The sequence below is a fragment of the Chthoniobacterales bacterium genome (assembly GCA_035274845.1).
Taxonomy (GTDB): Bacteria; Verrucomicrobiota; Verrucomicrobiia; order Chthoniobacterales; family UBA10450; genus AV80.
Window position 1 is genome coordinate 43,339 of sequence record DATENU010000016.1, and the last position, 18,640, is coordinate 61,978.

At 58.8% G+C, this 18,640-nt stretch carries 19 protein-coding genes and 1 other RNA gene; 12 read left to right on the forward strand and 8 right to left on the reverse strand.

Annotated features, from left to right (window positions below):
- The first annotated feature begins 64 nt into the window (after positions 1 to 64).
- Complete coding sequence (locus VJU77_11515; protein ID HKP03970.1) at positions 65 to 781, forward strand: DUF2071 domain-containing protein; 717 nt, start codon at positions 65 to 67, stop codon at positions 779 to 781.
- 50 nt (positions 782 to 831) lie between these two features.
- The gene (locus VJU77_11520) at positions 832 to 1,158 is read left to right on the forward strand and encodes a hypothetical protein (protein ID HKP03971.1); all 327 of its coding nucleotides are present in this window, start codon (positions 832 to 834) and stop codon (positions 1,156 to 1,158) included.
- Between the two features lie 89 nt (positions 1,159 to 1,247).
- On the opposite strand, the gene VJU77_11525 is transcribed toward VJU77_11520, so the two are convergent.
- The 3 genes from VJU77_11525 to VJU77_11535 are packed head-to-tail and all read right to left on the reverse strand — an operon-like array spanning position 1,248 to position 5,801.
- Entirely contained in the window at positions 1,248 to 2,390 is a 1,143-nt protein-coding gene (locus tag VJU77_11525; GenBank protein ID HKP03972.1) for a D-alanine--D-alanine ligase family protein, read from the reverse strand.
- Positions 2,391 to 2,418: 28 nt separating this feature from the next.
- Positions 2,419 to 5,310 carry an aconitate hydratase gene (locus VJU77_11530; GenBank protein ID HKP03973.1) on the reverse strand — a complete coding sequence of 964 codons (2,892 nt, stop codon included), beginning with the start codon at positions 5,308 to 5,310 and terminating at the stop codon, positions 2,419 to 2,421.
- On the reverse strand, positions 5,307 to 5,801 hold the full coding sequence (locus VJU77_11535; GenBank protein ID HKP03974.1) for a peroxiredoxin: 495 nt from the start codon (positions 5,799 to 5,801) through the stop codon (positions 5,307 to 5,309). The genes VJU77_11530 and VJU77_11535 overlap by 4 nt, the downstream gene beginning before the upstream one ends.
- An 87-nt stretch (positions 5,802 to 5,888) precedes the next feature.
- Between VJU77_11535 and VJU77_11540 the strand changes: the two genes are divergently transcribed.
- From VJU77_11540 to rnpB, 4 genes are all read left to right on the forward strand, one after another.
- The gene (locus VJU77_11540) at positions 5,889 to 6,377 is read left to right on the forward strand and encodes a DUF456 family protein (GenBank protein HKP03975.1); all 489 of its coding nucleotides are present in this window, start codon (positions 5,889 to 5,891) and stop codon (positions 6,375 to 6,377) included.
- A 69-nt stretch (positions 6,378 to 6,446) separates the two neighbouring features.
- The gene (locus VJU77_11545) at positions 6,447 to 7,133 is read left to right on the forward strand and encodes a hypothetical protein (GenBank protein HKP03976.1); all 687 of its coding nucleotides are present in this window, start codon (positions 6,447 to 6,449) and stop codon (positions 7,131 to 7,133) included.
- Positions 7,134 to 7,152: 19 nt separating this feature from the next.
- Positions 7,153 to 7,899: a hypothetical protein gene (locus VJU77_11550; GenBank protein ID HKP03977.1), complete on the forward strand. Its 747-nt coding sequence runs from the start codon at positions 7,153 to 7,155 to the stop codon at positions 7,897 to 7,899.
- 64 nt (positions 7,900 to 7,963) lie between these two features.
- Positions 7,964 to 8,385: RNase P RNA component class A (gene rnpB, locus VJU77_11555), an RNA gene on the forward strand.
- Between the two features lie 79 nt (positions 8,386 to 8,464).
- Here rnpB and VJU77_11560 read toward each other — a convergent pair.
- Entirely contained in the window at positions 8,465 to 10,504 is a 2,040-nt protein-coding gene (locus VJU77_11560; protein HKP03978.1) for a TonB-dependent receptor, read from the reverse strand.
- Between the two features lie 253 nt (positions 10,505 to 10,757).
- Here VJU77_11560 and VJU77_11565 point away from each other — a divergent pair, with 253 nt between their 5' ends.
- The 3 genes from VJU77_11565 (at position 10,758) to VJU77_11575 (ending at position 14,200) form a co-directional block, all read left to right on the forward strand.
- Positions 10,758 to 13,580: a toll/interleukin-1 receptor domain-containing protein gene (locus tag VJU77_11565; GenBank protein ID HKP03979.1), complete on the forward strand. Its 2,823-nt coding sequence runs from the start codon at positions 10,758 to 10,760 to the stop codon at positions 13,578 to 13,580.
- A gap of 139 nt (positions 13,581 to 13,719) precedes the next feature.
- The gene (locus tag VJU77_11570; protein HKP03980.1) at positions 13,720 to 13,959 is read left to right on the forward strand and encodes a DUF4160 domain-containing protein; all 240 of its coding nucleotides are present in this window, start codon (positions 13,720 to 13,722) and stop codon (positions 13,957 to 13,959) included.
- Positions 13,946 to 14,200, forward strand: coding sequence for a DUF2442 domain-containing protein (locus tag VJU77_11575; GenBank protein HKP03981.1), 255 nt, complete (start codon positions 13,946 to 13,948; stop codon positions 14,198 to 14,200). The genes VJU77_11570 and VJU77_11575 overlap by 14 nt, the downstream gene beginning before the upstream one ends.
- Positions 14,201 to 14,342: 142 nt before the next feature.
- On the opposite strand, the gene VJU77_11580 is transcribed toward VJU77_11575, so the two are convergent.
- From VJU77_11580 to VJU77_11590, 3 genes are all read right to left on the reverse strand, one after another.
- The gene (locus VJU77_11580; GenBank protein HKP03982.1) at positions 14,343 to 14,537 is read right to left on the reverse strand and encodes a type II toxin-antitoxin system prevent-host-death family antitoxin; all 195 of its coding nucleotides are present in this window, start codon (positions 14,535 to 14,537) and stop codon (positions 14,343 to 14,345) included.
- A 37-nt stretch (positions 14,538 to 14,574) separates the two neighbouring features.
- Positions 14,575 to 15,642 (reverse strand): alanine--glyoxylate aminotransferase family protein, encoded by a 1,068-nt coding sequence (locus tag VJU77_11585; GenBank protein HKP03983.1) that lies wholly within the window; start codon positions 15,640 to 15,642, stop codon positions 14,575 to 14,577.
- A 98-nt stretch (positions 15,643 to 15,740) separates the two neighbouring features.
- Complete coding sequence (locus VJU77_11590; GenBank protein ID HKP03984.1) at positions 15,741 to 16,247, reverse strand: YetF domain-containing protein; 507 nt, start codon at positions 16,245 to 16,247, stop codon at positions 15,741 to 15,743.
- Between the two features lie 124 nt (positions 16,248 to 16,371).
- On the opposite strand from VJU77_11590, the gene VJU77_11595 reads away from it, so the two are divergent.
- The 3 genes from VJU77_11595 to VJU77_11605 all read left to right on the forward strand — a co-directional run bounded on the left by VJU77_11595 (position 16,372) and on the right by VJU77_11605 (position 18,143).
- Entirely contained in the window at positions 16,372 to 16,620 is a 249-nt protein-coding gene (locus VJU77_11595; GenBank protein ID HKP03985.1) for a plasmid stabilization protein, read from the forward strand.
- A gap of 72 nt (positions 16,621 to 16,692) precedes the next feature.
- Positions 16,693 to 17,307, forward strand: coding sequence for an isochorismatase family cysteine hydrolase (locus VJU77_11600; GenBank protein ID HKP03986.1), 615 nt, complete (start codon positions 16,693 to 16,695; stop codon positions 17,305 to 17,307).
- A 92-nt stretch (positions 17,308 to 17,399) separates the two neighbouring features.
- On the forward strand, positions 17,400 to 18,143 hold the full coding sequence (locus VJU77_11605) for a tetratricopeptide repeat protein (protein HKP03987.1): 744 nt from the start codon (positions 17,400 to 17,402) through the stop codon (positions 18,141 to 18,143).
- Between the two features lie 101 nt (positions 18,144 to 18,244).
- Here the strand turns inward: VJU77_11605 and rpsI are convergent, their stop codons facing one another.
- Positions 18,245 to 18,640, reverse strand: a complete 396-nt coding sequence (gene rpsI, locus VJU77_11610; GenBank protein HKP03988.1) for a 30S ribosomal protein S9 — start codon at positions 18,638 to 18,640, stop codon at positions 18,245 to 18,247.

Here is an 18,640-nt window from a genome sequence, read left to right on the forward strand (position 1 = left end):
TCCCGCATGCGCGGGATCGTGCCCTGGCTATCTTAACGATCGAGCGCGGCGAGCTCGATTCACCATGCTAAAACCGTTTCTAACCGCGAAATGGCGTTATCTTGCGATGCTGAATTTCCCGGTCGATCCGAGAATCCTGGAGCCGCTCGTGCCGGCCGAGACGGAACTGGATTTCCACCACGGGCAGACTTTCGTCAGCGTCGTCGGCTTTCTTTTTCTGGATACGCGCGTAGTTGGTCTTCCGATTCCCTTCCATCGCGATTTCGAGGAAGTGAATCTTCGTTTTTATGTGCGCCGCCAGAGCGCGGAGGAATGGCGCCGCGGCGTCGTCTTTGTCCGCGAGCTGGTTCCGCGGGCAGCCATCGCCATCGTCGCCCGGACTTTTTATGGGGAACCCTATTCCGCGTTGCCGATGCGGCATAACCTCGAACACAAAGAGGGGCGCGTTTTCGCTGAGTATCAATGGCGACGCGGCCGGCGCTGGGAGACGCTCGCCATGACGGCGACGGGCGAACCGCAAAGCGCGGCGGAGGGATCGCACGAAGAATTTATCACGGAGCATTATTGGGGTTACACGGCGCGACGCTCAGGCTGCAGCGAGTATCGGGTGGAACATCCACGCTGGAAGTTGTGGAAAGCGGAGACCACGAAATTCGATGCCGACGTCGCGACCCTCTATGGGCCGCGATTTGTGGAAACGCTGGCGGCGCCGCCGGTCTCGGGTTTCATCGCCGAGGGCTCACCCATCGAAGTGCACCGCCGCACGCGCGAGCTGGAATGAGCGCGGTATGAATGCTTGTCATCCCGGACTGCGTAGAAGAAACTCATAATATGCCAGTCCAAAATTTAGTGCCACATGCCGTCAAGGAGGTCGCGCACAACGAAATCAAAGGCTTGGTTCGTGTCTACCGAACAAATGAGGGTGATGGCAAGCCGGGTCGAGTCGGGTGGATGCCGAACGGAAGAGTAGTTGAAATGCAGGAGCTCGCGGTCGGGGATACAGTTAATTTCAATGTCAACGGCTCGGGGGGAAGGCTGGCAAATGCGTGTTCCTCGACAGTGCAACTCATTTGGGAAAACACCGCAGCGACTCCGGCTACGAATGTAAGAGAAAACGCCGCTCACGAATTCTTCAAGGGTTCTGGGCAAAAAGACTAAGGCAGCGGCTTCGACTCCGCGGCATTCCGGGCTAGGCGCGGACCGCGTCACACACCCTCGTTGGAGACTGGCCCGCGCAGACTATAAGGTTAGAATGGTTTTTCGGGTTGCGTCTGAAACTCGCGCACCAACGCCTTCTTGCGCTGATGCCTCGAGACGGCCAGATCCACCAGCCGTGACAAGAGCTCCCGGTAGCTGATCCCGGAGGCTTCCCACATTTTTGGATACATGCTGATCGAGGTGAAACCGGGAATGGTATTCAGTTCGTTGAAGAAAAACTGACCCGTTTTGCGATCAAGGAGCAGATCCACCCGCGCCATCCCTTCGCATTCGATCGCGGAGAAGATTTGCCCCGCGATTTCCTGGGCCCGTTCCGTCCGCGGCGCATCGAGCCTGGCGGGGATGATCAATTCCGCGCCCTTTTCGTCGAGGTATTTGGCCTCATAGGAATAAAATTCGTGGGTCGGATTTACTTCGCCCGGGACACTGACCAGCGGCTCGGCTCCAGGATCCGGATTTTCCAGCACCGACAACTCGATTTCGCGCGCGTTGATCGCCACTTCGATCAGAACCTTGGTGTCGTAGCGGAACGCGTCCTCCAGCGCCGCGTCGAGTCCGCTTGGTTCGGTTACCTTGTGCACGCCGACACTCGAGCCCAGGTTGGCCGGCTTCACGAAGACCGGATACCCAAGTTCTTTCTGAATCTTCTCCGCCGCCTCGCGCTTTGGTTTCTTCCAAGACTCGGACTTCAACGAAACATAAGGAACGATCGGAACGCCGGCGTCACGAGCCACGCGTTTCGCCATCTCCTTGTCCATCGCCACGGCCGACGCGAGCACTCCGCATCCGACGTAGGGGACGTCCGCGAGTTCGAGTAACCCCTGGATGGTTCCGTCTTCGCAGAGAGGGCCGTGCACGACTGGGAAAACGACGTCGATTGCCTTGTCTTCCCCGCTTTCGCCCAAATGAATCAGCGCACTGCCATCGCTCGCCTCCGGAACATTGGGCGGGAGCACGACCTTCGGTGCATCCTTGAATACAGGAAGTGATTTTTGCCCTTCCAGCAATGAAATGTCGTTGAGATGCCAGCGACCCTGTTTATCGATTGCGACCGGCACGATTTCGAAACGCTCCCGGTCCAGATGATTGATGACCGAAGCGGCCGATTGCAGCGAAACCTCATGTTCCCCCGACCGGCCGCCGTACAAGACTGCCACGCGCACCTTCCGCATAATTCGATCGGTTTTCGCTCTCGGGAGTTCAGCTGCGCGCCATTAGTTCGCGCAGGACAAATGGCAAAATGCCTCCGTGACGGTAGTAATCGATTTCGATCGGCGTATCGATTCGCAACTTCACCGGAATGGATTCGTCCTTCCCGTTTTTGCGCGCGATCTTGAGCGTCACGGTCTGTCCGGGCTGGATCGCGTCCGACAATCCGGTCACCGAATAAATTTCCGAACCATCGAGCCCGAGAGTCTGCGCGTTGGTTCCGTCCGCGAACTGCAACGGCAGCACACCCATGCCGACGAGATTCGAGCGATGAATCCGCTCAAAGCTTGCTGCGACAACCGCTTTCACCCCGAGCAATCGCGTCCCTTTCGCCGCCCAGTCCCGGCTCGAGCCGGTCCCGTATTCGTGCCCGGCCAGGATAACGAGCGGCACCCCTTCCATCTGATACTCCATGGCCGCGTCGAAGATCGACATTTCGTCTCCGAGTCCGGCATTCCGGTTCCCGAAATATTTCGTCACGCCGCCTTCCGTTCCCGGGACCATCAGGTTCTTGATCCGGACATTCGCGAACGTGCCGCGCGTCATGACCAGGTCGTTTCCGCGCCGCGAGCCGTAGCTGTTGAAGTCCACCGGCTCGATGCCGCGCGACTTCAGATATTGCCCTGCCGGCGAAGTCGGCTTGATCGCGCCCGCCGGGGAAATGTGATCCGTCGTCACCGAGTCGCCGAAAATGCCAAGCGGACGCGCGTCCCGAATATCGCCAATTGTTCCCGCCGACATCGAGAAATTCGCGAAGAACGGCGGCTGATGAATGTAGTCGCTCTTCTCATCCCACTCGTAAATTTCGCCAACGCTCGACGGGATATCATTCCACTTCGGATTTTGTCCGGCGAAATCCCGGTAGAGCCGGCGGAAAACTTCCGGGGTAAGGGCGGACTGCATGGTGTCGCGGATCTCGGCGAGCGTCGGCCAAAGATCACGCAGATAAACTTCCTTGCCGTCGGAGCCGCGCCCCATTGATTCCTTGGAAAGATCGAGATCGACCCGGCCGGCGAGAGCGAAGGCGACGACCAGCGGCGGCGACATCAGGAAGTTTGCCTTGATGTTTTGGTGCACGCGCGCCTCGAAGTTGCGGTTTCCGGAAAGCACCGAGGCCGCGACGAGATCGTGTTCGCTAATTGCTTTCTCGATCTTCGGATGAAGCGGGCCGGAATTGCCGATGCAGGTCGTGCACCCGTACCCGACGATATTGAACCCGAGCCGATCGAGATAGGTTTGAAGCCCCGTTTTCTGAAGGTAATCGGAGACCACGCGTGAGCCGGGGGCGAGCGAGGTTTTCACGGCCGGATCGATTTTCAGCCCACGCTCGACCGCTTTCTTGGCGAGGAGGCCTGCGGCGAGCATAACGCTCGGATTGCTCGTGTTCGTGCAACTCGTGATAGCCGCGATCAGAACGCTGCCATGCCCAATCCGGCTTTGGCCGTGGGCGAAAGTCTCGCCCGGTTTCGCGTCGATTTCGTCAACCCGATCCGGCGTTGGACGGTTCGCGACCATCTCAATCTTGTTCCGCTCATCGCCGGGCTGGATCCCCTGGTCAGTCTTATCGGTGGAAGCCATTTCGCCCTGGACCGGCGGCGTGCCGTTCAGGTTGACGAAATGAAGCTTGCCGAGATCGCCGTTGGCCTTGCCGTATCCCCCATCAGTAAGCGGCTTCTGCAGGAGCGAGCGGAAAACATCGCCCAGCTCCGGAAGGTTCACGCGATCCTGCGGACGTTTCGGTCCAGCGACGCTCGGTTGGACGTCGCCAAGATCTAGCTCGAGATCGACGCTGTAATCAATTTCGCCTTTCCGCGGCATCCCGAACATTTTTTGGGCGCGGAAATAATTCTCGAACGCAGCGCACTGTTCGTCCGTTCGTCCGGTCGCCCGCAAATAATTGACTGACTCGCTATCGACGGGGAAATAGCCCATGGTCGCGCCGTACTCCGGCGCCATGTTTCCGACTGTCGCGCGATCGGGCAGGGGAAGCGACGCCGCGCCTTCGCCATAAAACTCGACAAACTTCCCGACGACTTTTTGGGCCCGCAGCATCTGGGTAATGTGCAGCGCCAGGTCGGTCGCGGTGACGCCTTCGCGCAGTTGGCCAGTCATGTGAACGCCCACCACTTCCGGCGTCAGAAAATAGACAGGCTGCCCGAGCATTCCCGCTTCCGCTTCGATGCCGCCGACGCCCCAGCCGACGACCCCGAGCCCGTTGATCATCGTCGTGTGCGAATCCGTTCCAACGAGCGTGTCGGGGTAAAATATTTCCGGTCTCTGGTCTCCGCTTTCCGGTTTCGATGACAACACGCCCTTCGCGAGATACTCGAGATTAACCTGGTGCACGATCCCGATCCCGGGCGGCACGAGGCCGAAAGTTTTAAAGGCCTGCTGGCCCCATTTCAGGAATTGGTAACGCTCCCGGTTCCGCTTGAACTCCATTTCCATGTTCAATTGGAGAGCCTGCGCCGAGCCCGCGAAATCGACCTGGACCGAGTGATCGACCACGAGGTCCACCGGAACGAGCGGCTCGATGATTTTCGGATCGCCGCCGAGCTCCTTCACGGCGCTCCGCATCGCGGCCAGATCCACCACCAGCGGGACACCGGTAAAATCCTGGAGAACAATCCGCGCGACGACAAACGGGATCTCCTCGTTCGCCGGCGACTTCGCGTTCCAATTCGCCAGCGTCTCGACATCCTTGCGCCGGACCTTTTTTCCATCGCAGTTCCGCAGAACGGACTCCAGCACGATCCGAATGCTGACCGGTAACCGCGAAACTCGCCCGATGCCCTGTTCTTCCAGCGTCGGCAGCGAGAAGAGCGATCCTTCGCGGCCGCCACCCGCGTCGAATTTCTTTAGCGTCTTGAATTCGTCGTTCACTTCAGTTCCGCCAGTTTCGCTTTGATCTTGTCGAAACTCGGCAGCTCTTTCGCGTCGTCGTTGCTCTCCGCGTATTGGATCACGCCGTTGCGATCGACGATGAAAGCCGAGCGTTTCGGCACGCCGCCCATCCCGAGGTTTATCTGCGGCAGGAACGAGTCGTAGACCACGTCGTATTGGTTGGCGACCTTGTGCTCGTAATCGCTCAACAGGGTTACGGAGATATTTTCCTTCTTCGCCCACGCTTCCTGCGCGAACGGGTTGTCGCCGCTGATCCCGTAAACCGTTGCATTCATCCCGGCGTAATTGTCCAGCTCCGAGCTCTGGCCGCACATTTCCGTCGTGCAGACCCCGGTGAAAGCCATCGGGAAAAAGAGGAGCAACGTGTTGGTCTTGCCGAAATTGTCGCTGAGCTTGACCTGTTTGGGTCCTTCAGCGGTCTTGGTGGGGAGAGAAAAATCGGGAGCTTTTGTTCCAACTGCGAGTGCCATATGAATCTCCTGTTTGGGTTGATCGGGGGAGATCAAGTATAGAAACAGCGGGGACATGGTCAAAAAGTTTAAGGCGAAGGTAATGCGATGGAACTTCTTTGGTGGTTGATTGCGATTGTGCTGATGGCCGTTGGGCTGATCGGGACCGTGCTGCCGCTGGTTCCCGGCGCAGTCGTTATCCTGGCTGCGGCCATTCTTCATCAGGTAATGGTCGGACCGGGAAAGAGTCTTGGCTGGTGGAATATCGCGGGGTTGATCGTCCTGACGCTGTTGTCCTACGCCTTGGAATTCGGGAGCGGATATTTCGGCGCGAAGCGGTTCGGCGCCACGAAATGGGGGGCCTTCGGCGCTACGATTGGGACGATCGTCGGCCTGTTCTATCCGTTTCCGGGACTATTGATCGGACCGCTGGTTGGCGCCATTGCCGGAGAGCTGGTAGCGGGCAAACGTCTGGTTAGCGCAGGCCGGGCGGGCTGGGGCACGGTTCTGGGCAATTTGGCCGGAATCATCGGCAAACTCGTGATCGCCCTCGCGATGGTCTGCTGGTTTCTGGTTGCCGTGCCGTCGCCGATTTAAACGGGGCGGCAGCCTGAAACAGTCTTGGCCGGACACGAACGGCTGTGTAATTCTGGGCGGCGAAGATTTATGATAGAGCGCGTCAAAGCTCTGTTGCGTGGCGATGCCGAGCAATTGGCGAAATGGCTGGCCGCGCCAGACCTGCGGTCGGTGGCGGGTTGCCTTATCATTATCTTGATTGGATCGGGACTTTACGGTTTCACCCTCGGCCTTTGGCGCGCGCCCCTGCAGTCGCTTTACACGGCGATCAAATTTCCTGTCCTGATTTTTCTCACGTGTGGCGGCAACGCGTTGCTCAATGGCATGCTCGCCCAGATTCTCGGGGCAGGTCTCTCCTTCAAGCAGACCTCGCTCGCCATTCTCATGAGCTTCGCCATCGCGGCGATCATTCTGGGTGGATTTAGCCCGATCACTCTTTTTATCTGGTTCAACGCGCCTCCGCTTGCTTCTGAAAGCGCTTCGCTAGGGCACAGCCTCATGTTGTTTGCCCATGTCTGTGCTATCGCTTTCGCCGGCCTCATGGCCAACCGGCGCGTGCTCGACCTGCTTCGAAAAGTGAGCGGCGATTCGAGGACCGCATTTGTCGTATTATTGAGTTGGCTGGCCGGTAATCTGTTTCTCGGCGCTCAGCTGGCGTGGAATTTGCGACCTTTCATCGGTCATCCCACCCTGGAGGTGCAATTCCTGCGGGATAATCCGCTCTGGGGGAATTTTTACGAACACGTCTGGTACGCTATCCGAGAAGTCTTTCTCTAAGAACCCCATCCCACCACCCATGCAAAATCCAACCCAACAACCCCCGCGACTCCCGCGGGCTGCCAGACTCGCGTTCGAGCCGATGCCTGCCGGCAAATCACCGCTTTTGATAATCGAGACCCTGCTAAAATTTCCCGGTCGCATCATTTACGAATTGCAAAACAACTGGCGCGCCGACCTGAGCGGTTGGCTGTTTGCTTTTGCCCTGGCAGGCATGGCTGCTTACGGGGTGGTCGTAGGGAGCTTTTCCGGTGGCGCTCAAATCTGGATTGCGCCCGCCAAACTTGTCCTCGGCACTCTTTTGTCGGTCCTCATCTGCCTTCCAAGTCTCTACATCTTCGCCGGTCTGGCCGGAATGGACGTCCGATTTCGCACTGTTATTGGCGTTCTTTTTGCCGCGGTCGCTCTTAGTGCCTTGCTCTTGATCGGTTTCGCGCCGGTGGCCTGGATATTCTCGCAATCAACCGATTCCATTCCCTTTATGGGTGGATTGCACCTGATCCTTTGGGTGATCGCCATCAGTTTTGGACTGCGTTTGATTGGCGCGATGGGACGCCTGTTGGCCGGCTCAGGAGGTCAGATGAACCTATGGAGTCTGATCTTCATCCTGGTTTGTCTGCAAATGACCACGACTCTCCGGCCCCTCATCGGCACCTCGGACCGTTTTCTCCCGGGCGAAAAGAAATTCTTCCTCACCCATTGGTTCGACAGCCTTAACGGAAAGAAGTCCGGCGACTCAAAAGGCCGTCACGAAAATCCAAATTGAATGCGGTGAGATCGGGCGTTCAACTCCCTGATGTCTCGCTTTCCGGATTGTGCTAAGTTACGCGCGATGGCAGATGATCGCTCCGGAGCAATTCGGAGAGGAAAGTCCGAACACCATACGGCAGCATGCCGCGGAAAACACGCGGGCGCCGCAGTCGCAAGGTTGCGGTGACGGAAAGTGTCACAGAAAAGACACCGCCGGTTCTTTGGCAACGAAGGTCAGGCAAGGGTGAAAAGGCGAGGTAAGAGCTCACCGCTCGCGGAGCAATCCGCGAGGCACGAAAAACCCCATGTGGTGCAAGACAAAACAGAGGCAGGACAGCCGGCTCCGCAGACCCTCGGGTATCGTCGCATCACGGTTACTGTAGCGGCGGTCTCTGACCGCCGATCATGGTTCACCGGGCGTCCCGCGCGAGCGGGATGAGATAAATGATCATCCGTCCCGCATCTGCGGGAGCGACAGAATTCGGCTTACAGCCATCAAAATGAAGGGCGCTTTCGGAAACGAAGGCGCCCTTCCGCTATCCTAGCGCCAATCGGCGATTTCAGCCCGCGCCGTGTGATGCTCACCAATTCCAAGAAACGCCACCGTAAAACGCCCGACCGTCCCCCGGATGAAAAATTCGGGCGTCGGGGGCCGTCCGCGCGTCGGCAATTGGATCCACGGCGGCCGCAAAGCGTTTGTTGGTCAGATTCTTTGCTTCGAGAAAAACGGAAAGGCCCTTTTTCGATCGAAATCCAATTTTTAATCCAAGAAGCGCGTAGGGATCGGCGAAGAGGGTGTTGGCCTGGTCCACGGGATAACGAGCGAGATTACACTGCAAATTCGCCCCAGCGTAGAAGCCGGCTGCGTTTTCATAAAGCAAATCCGTTTCATAAAAATGCATGGGAACGCCGGCGATACGGTTGGCACCATAAACCGGATCGCCGTCGAAATGAAAATCGTTCAGGGTGTAGGTTTGACTGAACGTGAGCCGATCTCCGGCATCGTCTTTTTTCTTTTCCTGGAAGAGTGATTCCAATAATTCGATCTCAAGGCTCGCTTCCATCCCCCGGTGCTCCGATCGGGAGACATTGACGGCTCCGATCTCGTTTCCCTGGGCGTCATTCAATTCGAGCAGTTCGTTCCGTAACCAGGAATGGTAGAGCGACAATTCCCACTCGAAGCGCCCGTGCTCGCCTCGCGTGCCCAGCTCCAGCGTCCGTGCCCTTTGCGGCTGTAATGGTGTGTAAACGACGCTGGAATTTGGACCGTCCGCAAACTCGACCATGTTATCGAAGGAGGGGGGCTGCCAGCTCCCGCTGAAGTTCCCGAAAAGCTGATTGCTTTCATCGATCTCGTAGATCATTCCGATCTTCGGGTTCCAGCCGTAAAATGTTTGTTCGTGCGACTGGTTTCCTTCGTCGTCGCCTAAGAAATGGTCATCGAATTGACGTCGGGCATAGATCGCCTGCATCCCCAGAAGAATGGAGAGCTGTTCCGTCAGGTAATGCTGGTTCTCGACATAGAGCGGCGCGTTAATTGCAATTGTGGTCGCCAGGGCCGTCGTTTCTCCGCGGGTCCCGCTCAGGTTCTCGAAGTTCTGGGAAACTTCCCTCTCGAATTGGGGGCTGAAGCCGGCGGTGAAAATATTGCGCCGGCCAAATAGCTCGTCGTGCGTCACGAAAGTCAGACTGCCGCCAAAATTGTCCGAGTAGAATGCGGTGAGGCCCTGTCTGAAATCGGATTGGAAAAACCCGCGTTCCTCCATGTTTCGATGAAACCAGAACAGACCTGCGTCGAATTCACGCCCGTCGTCTCGATAGCTGATCTTGTCGGCAAGGCGAATCAGCTCCCACTTCTTGTCAAAATCCTCAGCCACGGCGTCCGCATTCGCCTGTCCCGGATCATTCCTGAATTCTTCTTTGGTCAATCCGCCGGGCAATTGGCGATCGACCCGGTCGAGCGTCACATAGAATCTGTTTTCGAGATGCTCGCTGACCTTGGAGCCGACATCGCCGAAAATCCGTTCTGTGTTCTCTCTACTGTGATCGCGAAACCCGCCGCGCGACCGGCCCATGACCGAGCCGATGTAATCGACCGGACCTGACGCGCCGCCAAAACTGATCTGGCCGCGGAAGTATCCGAAGCTCCCGCCTTCGAGTCGAAGTCGGAAGCGGTCGGCCTCGTAGCCGGTGACGGTCACGAGATTGATCGCCCCCCCGAGGGTAAGGGAGCCGTATTTGAAGGCATTGGCTCCCCGAAACACCTCCGCGTACTTGACCGTAGCCAGGTCGAAGTCTTCCAGGATGGCTTCGCCATCAGCCTGGTTGAGGGTGAGTCCGTCCAGCATGAACTGCACGCCCAGCGGCTCGTTCTCCGACAATATTCCCGAACCGCGAATTGAGACTTTGGTGATTTCCGTTCCGTTATCCGTTTGCAGGAACAACCCGGGAGTTCGTTTCAGGAGATCCTCGAAATTCGACCCGCGCCCACGTTCCATTTCTTCCGCGCTTCTCAAGCTGAAGCCTCCGGGGATCTCGCGCTTCTGTTCCGCGGCTTGGGTGAAAGAGGGGGAAGTCAACGATTCCAGCTCCGCCGGCGCGGTCACGATGACAGGGGACATGGCCTCCTGGGCATTTGTCAAAATGGCGCTGGCAAGGAACGGGAAAACCGCAATGAAAATCAGCTTGGATTGGCGCACGAGACGGTCAGTAGAGTCCGTCTTCGCCGGTCGAACACAAGTTCGCCGTGCGCCTTGCAAGAAGCGACTGGCTAAATGATCATCTCCCGAAGAAATCTGTTCAGGCAAGCGAGCCGATGCCTGGCAGAAATCGCGCGACTGCGCCGCAGGTTCATGATACTCCTCGTTCCTCCAGATGCGGCGCGCATTTGTTTCCCACAGCTCGGCCGACGACAACTACGTCGCGGAGTTGGAATCGTTCCTCCGCGCTGCCGGCTTTGACGAGGTGTTTAACGATGTCAGCGCTATCCATCCAGACGAGAAATTCTGGCCGAAGATCGAGGAAGGAATTACCGACTGCGAAACCTTCGTCGTCGTCATCACCGCCGCGGCCAATGCTTCAGAGTGGGTGAAGCGTGAAGTAGAATTTGCGCGAAGCCTTTCGAAGAAGATCATCCCAATTTGGCGGGAGAACTGCCCCCTTCCTTCCACGTTCGCCGATCGCGACGTAATCGACTTCCGACCACGGACCCGCGCGGAACGACGCTTCAATATCGACCGCATTCTCAAGTATGCGCCCGCTGACCTGATTGGACGAGAAGAGGAGACGAAGCAACTTAATGAGGCGTGGCAGAAGGTTCTCCGCCTCGAAAAGGGCCGCGCCCACGTCATCACCTTCGTCGCTCTGGGTGGCGAAGGGAAAACTTCGCTCGTTGCTAAGTGGGCCGTCGAGCTCGCCGCGCAGGATTGGCCCGGCTGCGACGCCGTCTTCGCGTGGAGCTTCTACAGTCAGGGTACGCGCGACCAGGTGGCCGCTTCCGGCGACCTGTTCCTAAAAGAAGCTCTCACGTTTTTCGGCGACGACGCGGACAAGCAGTTCGCCGCCAGTAGCGCCGGCGCATTCGAGAAAGGACAACGCCTCGCCCGCATCATAGGCCAGCGGCGCAGCCTCCTCATCCTCGACGGCCTCGAGCCGCTGCAATACGCGCCCACCTCGCCCACGCCGGGCCGGCTCAAGGACCAGGGCATCGCCGCGCTGCTCAAGGGTTTGGCCGCCGCCAGCCACGGCCTCTGCGTCGTCACCACCCGGTATTCGCTTCCGGACCTGCGGGCGTTCTGGCAGACCACCACGCCGGAGGTGAAGCTGCTCCGCCTCTCCCACGAAGCCGGCGTGCATCTGCTGAAAACCCTCGGCGTCAGAAAAGAAAGCGGCACGGCGCAGGAATTCGAGACGCTCGTCGAAGACGTGAAAGGCCACGCGCTCACGCTGACCCTGCTCGGCGGATTCCTGAAACGCGCCTTCCGCGGTGACATCCGCCAGCGCGACCGCGTGAAGTTCGAAAAGGCCGACGAGAAGATGGATGGCGGGCACGCGTTCCGGACCATGGCCGCCTACGAGCAATGGCTCTTGCGCGACGGCGGCGACGAAGGCCTGCGCGAAGTGGCCGTGCTGCAGCTCATGGGCCTGTTCGACCGACCCGCCGACGCTGGCTGTCTCGCGGCCCTGCGGAGCGGAACCATCCCCGGCCTCACCGAACCGCTCGCCAGGCTGGCCGACGACGATTGGGAATTCTGCCTCAGCGGTCTCGAAGCCGCGAAACTGCTCACGGTGAACCGCGACGCGGCCGGCACGCTCGTCTCGCTGGATGCGCATCCGCACCTGCGCGAGTATTTCGCGAAGCAACTCCGCGAGCAGAATCCCGATGCCTGGCGCGCTGCCCACCGGCGGCTCTTCGAACACCTCTGCGCGACGACGAAGGAAGGTGACGAGCCAATGCTCGAAGACCTCCAGCCGCTCTACCAAGCCGTGGCGCACGGCTGCCAAGCGGGCTTGCAGCAAGAGGCATGTGACAAGGTTTACTTCACTCGTACGCGACGAGGAAACAAAGATTATGCCATGCGAAAACTCGGCGCATTTGGCTCTGAATTGGGCGCAGTTGCATGCTTCTACGAGCAACCTTGGAGTCGTGTCTCGTCCGCGCTGACTGAAGCCGTCCAAGCATGGTTGCTGAATGAAGCCGCCTTCCGCCTGCGTGCTTTGGGCCGGCTGGCCGAGGCCCTCGAGCCGATGCGGGCTGGGCTGAAAATGTTCATCGAGCAGGAGGACTGGAAGAACGCTGCCATCGTCAACGTCAACCTCAGCGAGCTGGAGCTAACGCTGGGCGAGGTGGCTGGGGCGTTGGGGGACGCCGAGCAGTCAGTGACTTACGCCGACCGCAGTAGCGAAGCGTTCATGCGGGAAATCACGCGCTCAAGAGCCGCCGACGCGCTGCACCAGGCGGGCCATCGGGCCGGGGCGGAGACGCAATTCCGCGAGGCTGAGCAAATGCAGGCCGAGCGCCAGCCCTCCTTCCCGGTGCTCTTCTCAGTGAGAGGCTTCCACTATTGCGACCTGCTTCTCGCCGCCGCTGAGCGCGCCGCATGGCAACAAGTTCTCTCGCTCAACTCTCAGCCATCAACCATCAACTTCACCGTTCCCGATTGTCGCTCCGTCTCTCAGCGCGCGGCGCAGACACTCAAGTGGGTGACCGATGCGAAATTCGGTCTCCTTACCATCGCGCTCGACTACCTCACGTTGGGCCGCGCCGCCCTCTATACGGCGATCCTCGCGCCCTCCGACGTCGGAGTTGCGGCGTCTGAAATTGAACAGAGTATCTCCGGCCTCCGCCGCGCCGGCACGACTCAATGGATTCCCGCCGGCCTCCTCACCCGCGCCTGGCTGCGTTTTCTCATGGGTGCGCGCAACGGGCCCGAAAGCCCGCACGAGGATTTGGAAGAAGCATGGGAAATCGCCGAGCGCGGGTCCATGAAACTGTTCCTAGCCGACATCCATCTCTATCGGGCAAGGCTGTTTGGAAACCGGGAGGCGGAGAACGGAAACCGGAAAGAAGGGACGGCGTATCCGTGGGAATCGGCCGCGGCGGATCTCGCCGCCGCTGAGAAACTCATCAACGATTGCGGCTACCATCGCCGCGATGAAGAACTCGCTGACGCCAAACGCGCCATCCTCGGCTCGTAGCGAGCTTTCCGCCTAAGAGGCGAGGCAGTCGTCGAGGCAGGCGAGCAGATGCGAGACGGTCTCTTCGGTCGCATCGCCCATGTTTGAGAGGCGAAGCTTTGGCCTTTGAAATTGTCGATGGGAGACGGATGATGCGGCGATGCCGACAGTGCTGCGAATTGGCCCGTATCGGTTCCATTTTTACAGCCGGGAATCGCACGAACCGCCGCACATTCACGTCGCCCGCAACGATCTTGAAGTGAAATTCTGGCTGCGTCCAATTTCAGTGGCGGCGAACTTCGGCTTTGCTCCGTCGGAGCTAGGCGACATTCGACGCTTGGTCGAGGAACATTGCGATTTTCTCATCGAAGCTTATCGTCAATTTCATGGCAACCGCTGAACTGGAAACAGAAGCGCCGCAGGCGGTGCGGTGCTGGATCGAAAACCGCCGGGTTTGTCTCGAGCTCGCCGATGAGCGCACGATCAGTTTTCCCGTTTCGAAATTTCCACGACTCGCAGCCGCGACTGCGGAAGGGCTCAAGCAAGTCAGCTTGCGCGTCGAAGGCAGGGCCCTGCGTTGGGAGAGTCTGGATGAAGACATTTGGGTTGGCGATGTGTTGGCCGGGAGATTCCCGAAGTAGCGCGCGATCCAAGTCCATTGGTTTGTCAGGTTCGGCGGCAGATCTGCACACGAACGCGCTTCGAAACGCGTCGTCCTCATGGGATCAACAATCGTCCAACGACGCGAGCAGGTCTTTTTCGGCCGATTTTCGGAACTCGATGCTATACCGAGGCATTCTTCTTTAGCCGGCGCAACACATCTTCGAACGGAATCGTCGGTTCGTGGCGACGGTTGGCGATCACGCCCAAGTCGTACAAATCTTCAAGCAGTTCTTCGTATTCTTCGATCGGGAGAATTACCGCTTTGCGCTTGCCATTCGTAACAACGTATTCCGCTGCCGATTCGCGCGCTCTCATAGCAACGAATTTACCACCGGCGGACAAATGAGCCAACTCACAAGCAATCGTCGAGACAGGCCAGCAGGTGCGAAACCGTCTCGTCGGTCTCATCGCCCATGTTCGAGAGCCGGAAGGTTTTGCCGCGGATCGGGCCGTACCCGGGATCGATCACGAGGTGATGTTTTTCGCGCAGCTTTTTCGCCATCGCGAGAACGTCGACGTCCTTGCTGTTTTTCACGCAGGTGAGCGTCTTTGTGCGGAAGCCTTCCTCGGCGAAAAAGTCGAAGCCGGTGCGCCGGACCCAATCGTGAACTAGCGCGTTCGTCCGGGCGTGCCGGGCGAAACGCGCCTCGATGCCTTCCTCGAAGATTTCGGCGAGCTTGGATTGCAGGGCGTGGATGTGGCCGATGCTGGGCGTGCTCTGCGTCATCCATTCGGCTTGCTGATTTTTGAACTCGAGGAAGTCGAAGTAATAGCCGCGGTTCGGGATTTTTTCGGCGCGCGCGAACGCCTTTTCAGAAGCGGAAAAGAGTGAAAAACCGGGTGGAAGAGCGAGCGCTTTTTGTGCGCCGGTCAGCATGACGTCGACGCCGAGCGCGTCCATCTCGATCTTGACGCCAGAAAACGATGACACGGTATCCAGGACCAGGACGACATCGGGATACTTCGCGAGGGTGCAGCAAATCTCGGGGAGGGGATTCATCACGCCGGTCGAAGTTTCGCTGTGAATCAAGACCACCGTATCGAATTTTCCGGTGGCGAGCCGGGCGTCGATGTCCCTGGGATCGATGTGTTTTCCCCACTCGACCTTGAGCGGCTCGGCGTTCTTGCCGCAACGCTTGGCGACGTCAAACCATTTGTCGGAAAACGCGCCGCACATGCAGCAGAGCACGCCGCGATCGACCAGGTTGCGAATGGACGCCTCCATCACACCCCACGCGGATGAGGTGGAAAGAAATACCGGCTGTTTGGTGACAAAAAGCTGCTGCAGCACTGGATGAACGTCGCGGTAGAGATTCTTAAAGTCTTCACTGCGATGGCCGATCATGGGCCGGGAAAAGGCGGCCATGGTTTTGGGCGAAACCTCGACAGGACCGGGAATGAAAAGCTTGTCGTGGGACATGAAGCCAACGTCCAACGTCCAACCCGCCTTCGCAAGGCTACGGCGCGGCAAGCGCCCAACCCTCGACTCAGAGAATTTGCAGACGGCGCGTGCGCTCCTCAGTTCTTGATGAAGCTGATGTCGCCGCTGCGTTCGAGGCGCGCGACTCGGATCGCCGCGGCGTCTTCGGTCTTGGCGTCGAGCCGCAAGTCTTCCTCGAAGTCATGCCGGGAGACGAGGCTGCGTTCCATTTCCTTCCAATCGATTTCGCCATTCCGGAGCAGGGTGACCGGTTGCCCTTTGATCAATTTGCCGAACCAATGTGACTTGAAGGCGCCGAAGGCGAAAACGCGATGAATGATCATCAGCGCGACCGCGGCGCCGATGGTGGTAAAGAAGGGCGCGGTGCCGTTGATGGCGCGGGACAACATCGAACCGACCAGGACGATAAAGATCGCGTCGAAAGCCGTTTTTTCCGCGAGGGAGCGCCGATCGCCGATGCGGACAATGGCGAGTCCGGCGATAAAGATGATAAATCCGCGGAGGGCAATTTGGAGCAGCGTGAGCTCCGTGGCTTTGCCGTCCGCGCCGAGAAGCATTATGAAAAAATCCTGAAGCGCGTTCATAAAAACGGTTCGCTGATGCCGGGCGAATCGCGCGTATCAATCCGGGGTGCTGGTTACCGATAAATCCGCGAAGCGCGACAAATGCGTTTCTGTAGTGAACCAATAACCGAACCGGGAGGTATTTATGCCACGAGGAGACAAGGGAGCTTACACGTCAAAACAGAAGCGAAAGGCCGAGCATATCGAGGAGGGCTACGAGAAACGCGGTGTTTCAAAGAAAGAGGCGGAGAAGCGCGCCTGGGCGACCGTGAATAAGGAAGACAAGGGCGGCAAAAAGAGCGGATCGGGCCGCGGAAAAAAGAGCAGCAAGGCGCCGGCCCGAAAAGGAGGCAAAAAAGGCGGCGCAAAGTCCGGCGGCAAAAAGAAAAGATAGGCGGAGCAGAGTCAAACCCGGATCGGACGCCGTCTCGAGACTGGTCGAGAACAACCCTTCCCAACCGAACCGATGCCGGCAAGGAATTCAGATCTGCACGGGAGCGCCCCGGATAAATCCGAGGTCGCACTCCTCCTGATCGACGTCATCAACGACCTCGATTTTCCGGAGGCGAACCAGTTGCTGCGGTATGCCCGGCCGATGGCGCGAAAGCTCCTCCAGCTCAAGAAGCGTGCGAAGAAAGCGGGCATCCCGGTAATCTATGTGAACGATAATTTCGGGCGCTGGCAGTCCGATTTCCGCCGGCAGGTGCGGCATTGCCTCCGGGAAAAATCCCGGGGCCACGAAATCGTCGCGTTGCTGCAACCGGATGAGGACGATTACTTTGTGCTCAAGCCGAAGCACTCCGGTTTTTTTTCCACCACCCTGGAAACGCTCCTGCGTTATCTGGGGTCGCAAAAGCTGATCATTACCGGCATCGCCGGGAATTTCTGCGTTCTCTTTACCGCGAACGACGCTTACATGCGCGACTACGACCTGATTATTCCCTCCGACTGCACGGCCTCGAACTCGGCGAAGGAAAACCGTGAGGCGCTGACCTTGATGCGGAAATTCCTGAAGGCCGACACCCGACCCTCCTCGAGGCTCCGGCTGCCGGCGGCCCGCAGGAAAAAACGCCCTCGTTAGGGTCCTGGCGCTTGCGCGGGAAACCTTCGCGTGGCATAAGACCAAGCCTCGCGCGCCAGACCCGGCCGGGCGATGCCCTGGAATCTCAAACAATGTCGACTGTTACAACTTCTGATCCCGTGCTGGAGCGCCAGATTTTCTGGGACCGTTACAAGCGGGGGGTGCTTGGAGCGCTCCTTTTCGCGCTTCTGGCGGTCGCGGCTTTCGCGGGATACCGCTATTATACCTATCGCCACGATACGGCGGCCGCCAGTTCGCTGGCCAGCGCCAAGACGCCCGCCGAGCTTCAGAAAGTCATTAACGATTATCCTGGGACGACCGCGGCTGGGTCCGCCCATCTTCTGCTGGCCGAGGCCCAACGGAAAGAGAAGAAATTCACGGAAGCGAACGCGACTCTCCAGGCTTTCCTGGATAAATATCCCAAGCATGAAATGACGGGGACGGCCCGCCTGGCCATGGGCGCCAATCTCGAGGACTTGGGGAAAAAAGATGAGGCCCTGACGGTCTATCAGCGGCTGGCGGCCAGCGATCCGCATTCCTTTACCGCGCCGGTCGCATTGTATTCCGAAATCCATCTCCTCAAGGAAAAGAACCAGATCGAAGAAGCGCGCCGCGTTTGTGAAACGATCCTGACGCAGTATCGGGAGAGCCGCCTTGCCGGTGAAGTCCAGCGGCAGCTGCGCATGCTCAAGGGCGGGACGGAGCCTAAGCCGTCGATCCAGCCTGGTCCTGCGGCTCCGCCAGTGACGGCGGTAGTTCCGGCTCCGGCTCCCTCAGCGGCGGCCCCACCAGCTCCGCAAGGTCCCGTTCCGTCAGCGCCTCCGAAGAAGCCGTAGAAAGTCGAATTGATCGAGCGACGGAGCGTTCGATCCACCCATATGCGGCTTTGAAGCGCGCTCAACGGCCACGCCCAGCGGCTGGGTTAACGCTCCCTGAATTAGCGCTTCGAGAATTGGAAACGCTTCCGCGCGCCGGGCTGACCCGACTTCTTGCGCTCTTTCATCCGCGGATCGCGTCGCAGCAATCCCTCGGCTTTTAGCGTCCCGCGAAGATTGGCGTCCACGAGCAAAAGAGCCCGCGAGATAGCGAGACGGGCCGCCCCAGCCTGGCCGGTAGCGCCTCCGCCCGTCGTGTTGATCGAAAGATCGTAGGAATTGGTCAGCTTCACCACCTGCAACGGTTGCAGGACGGTGTTCTGGAGCGGGACGGTCGGGAAGTAATCTTCAAAGCTTTTCCCGTTGATGTCGATTTTGCCGGTGCCAGCCGTCATCCGAATGCGAGCGACCGACGTTTTGCGGCGCCCGGTGGCGATAAATTCCTGATTTTGTGCCAT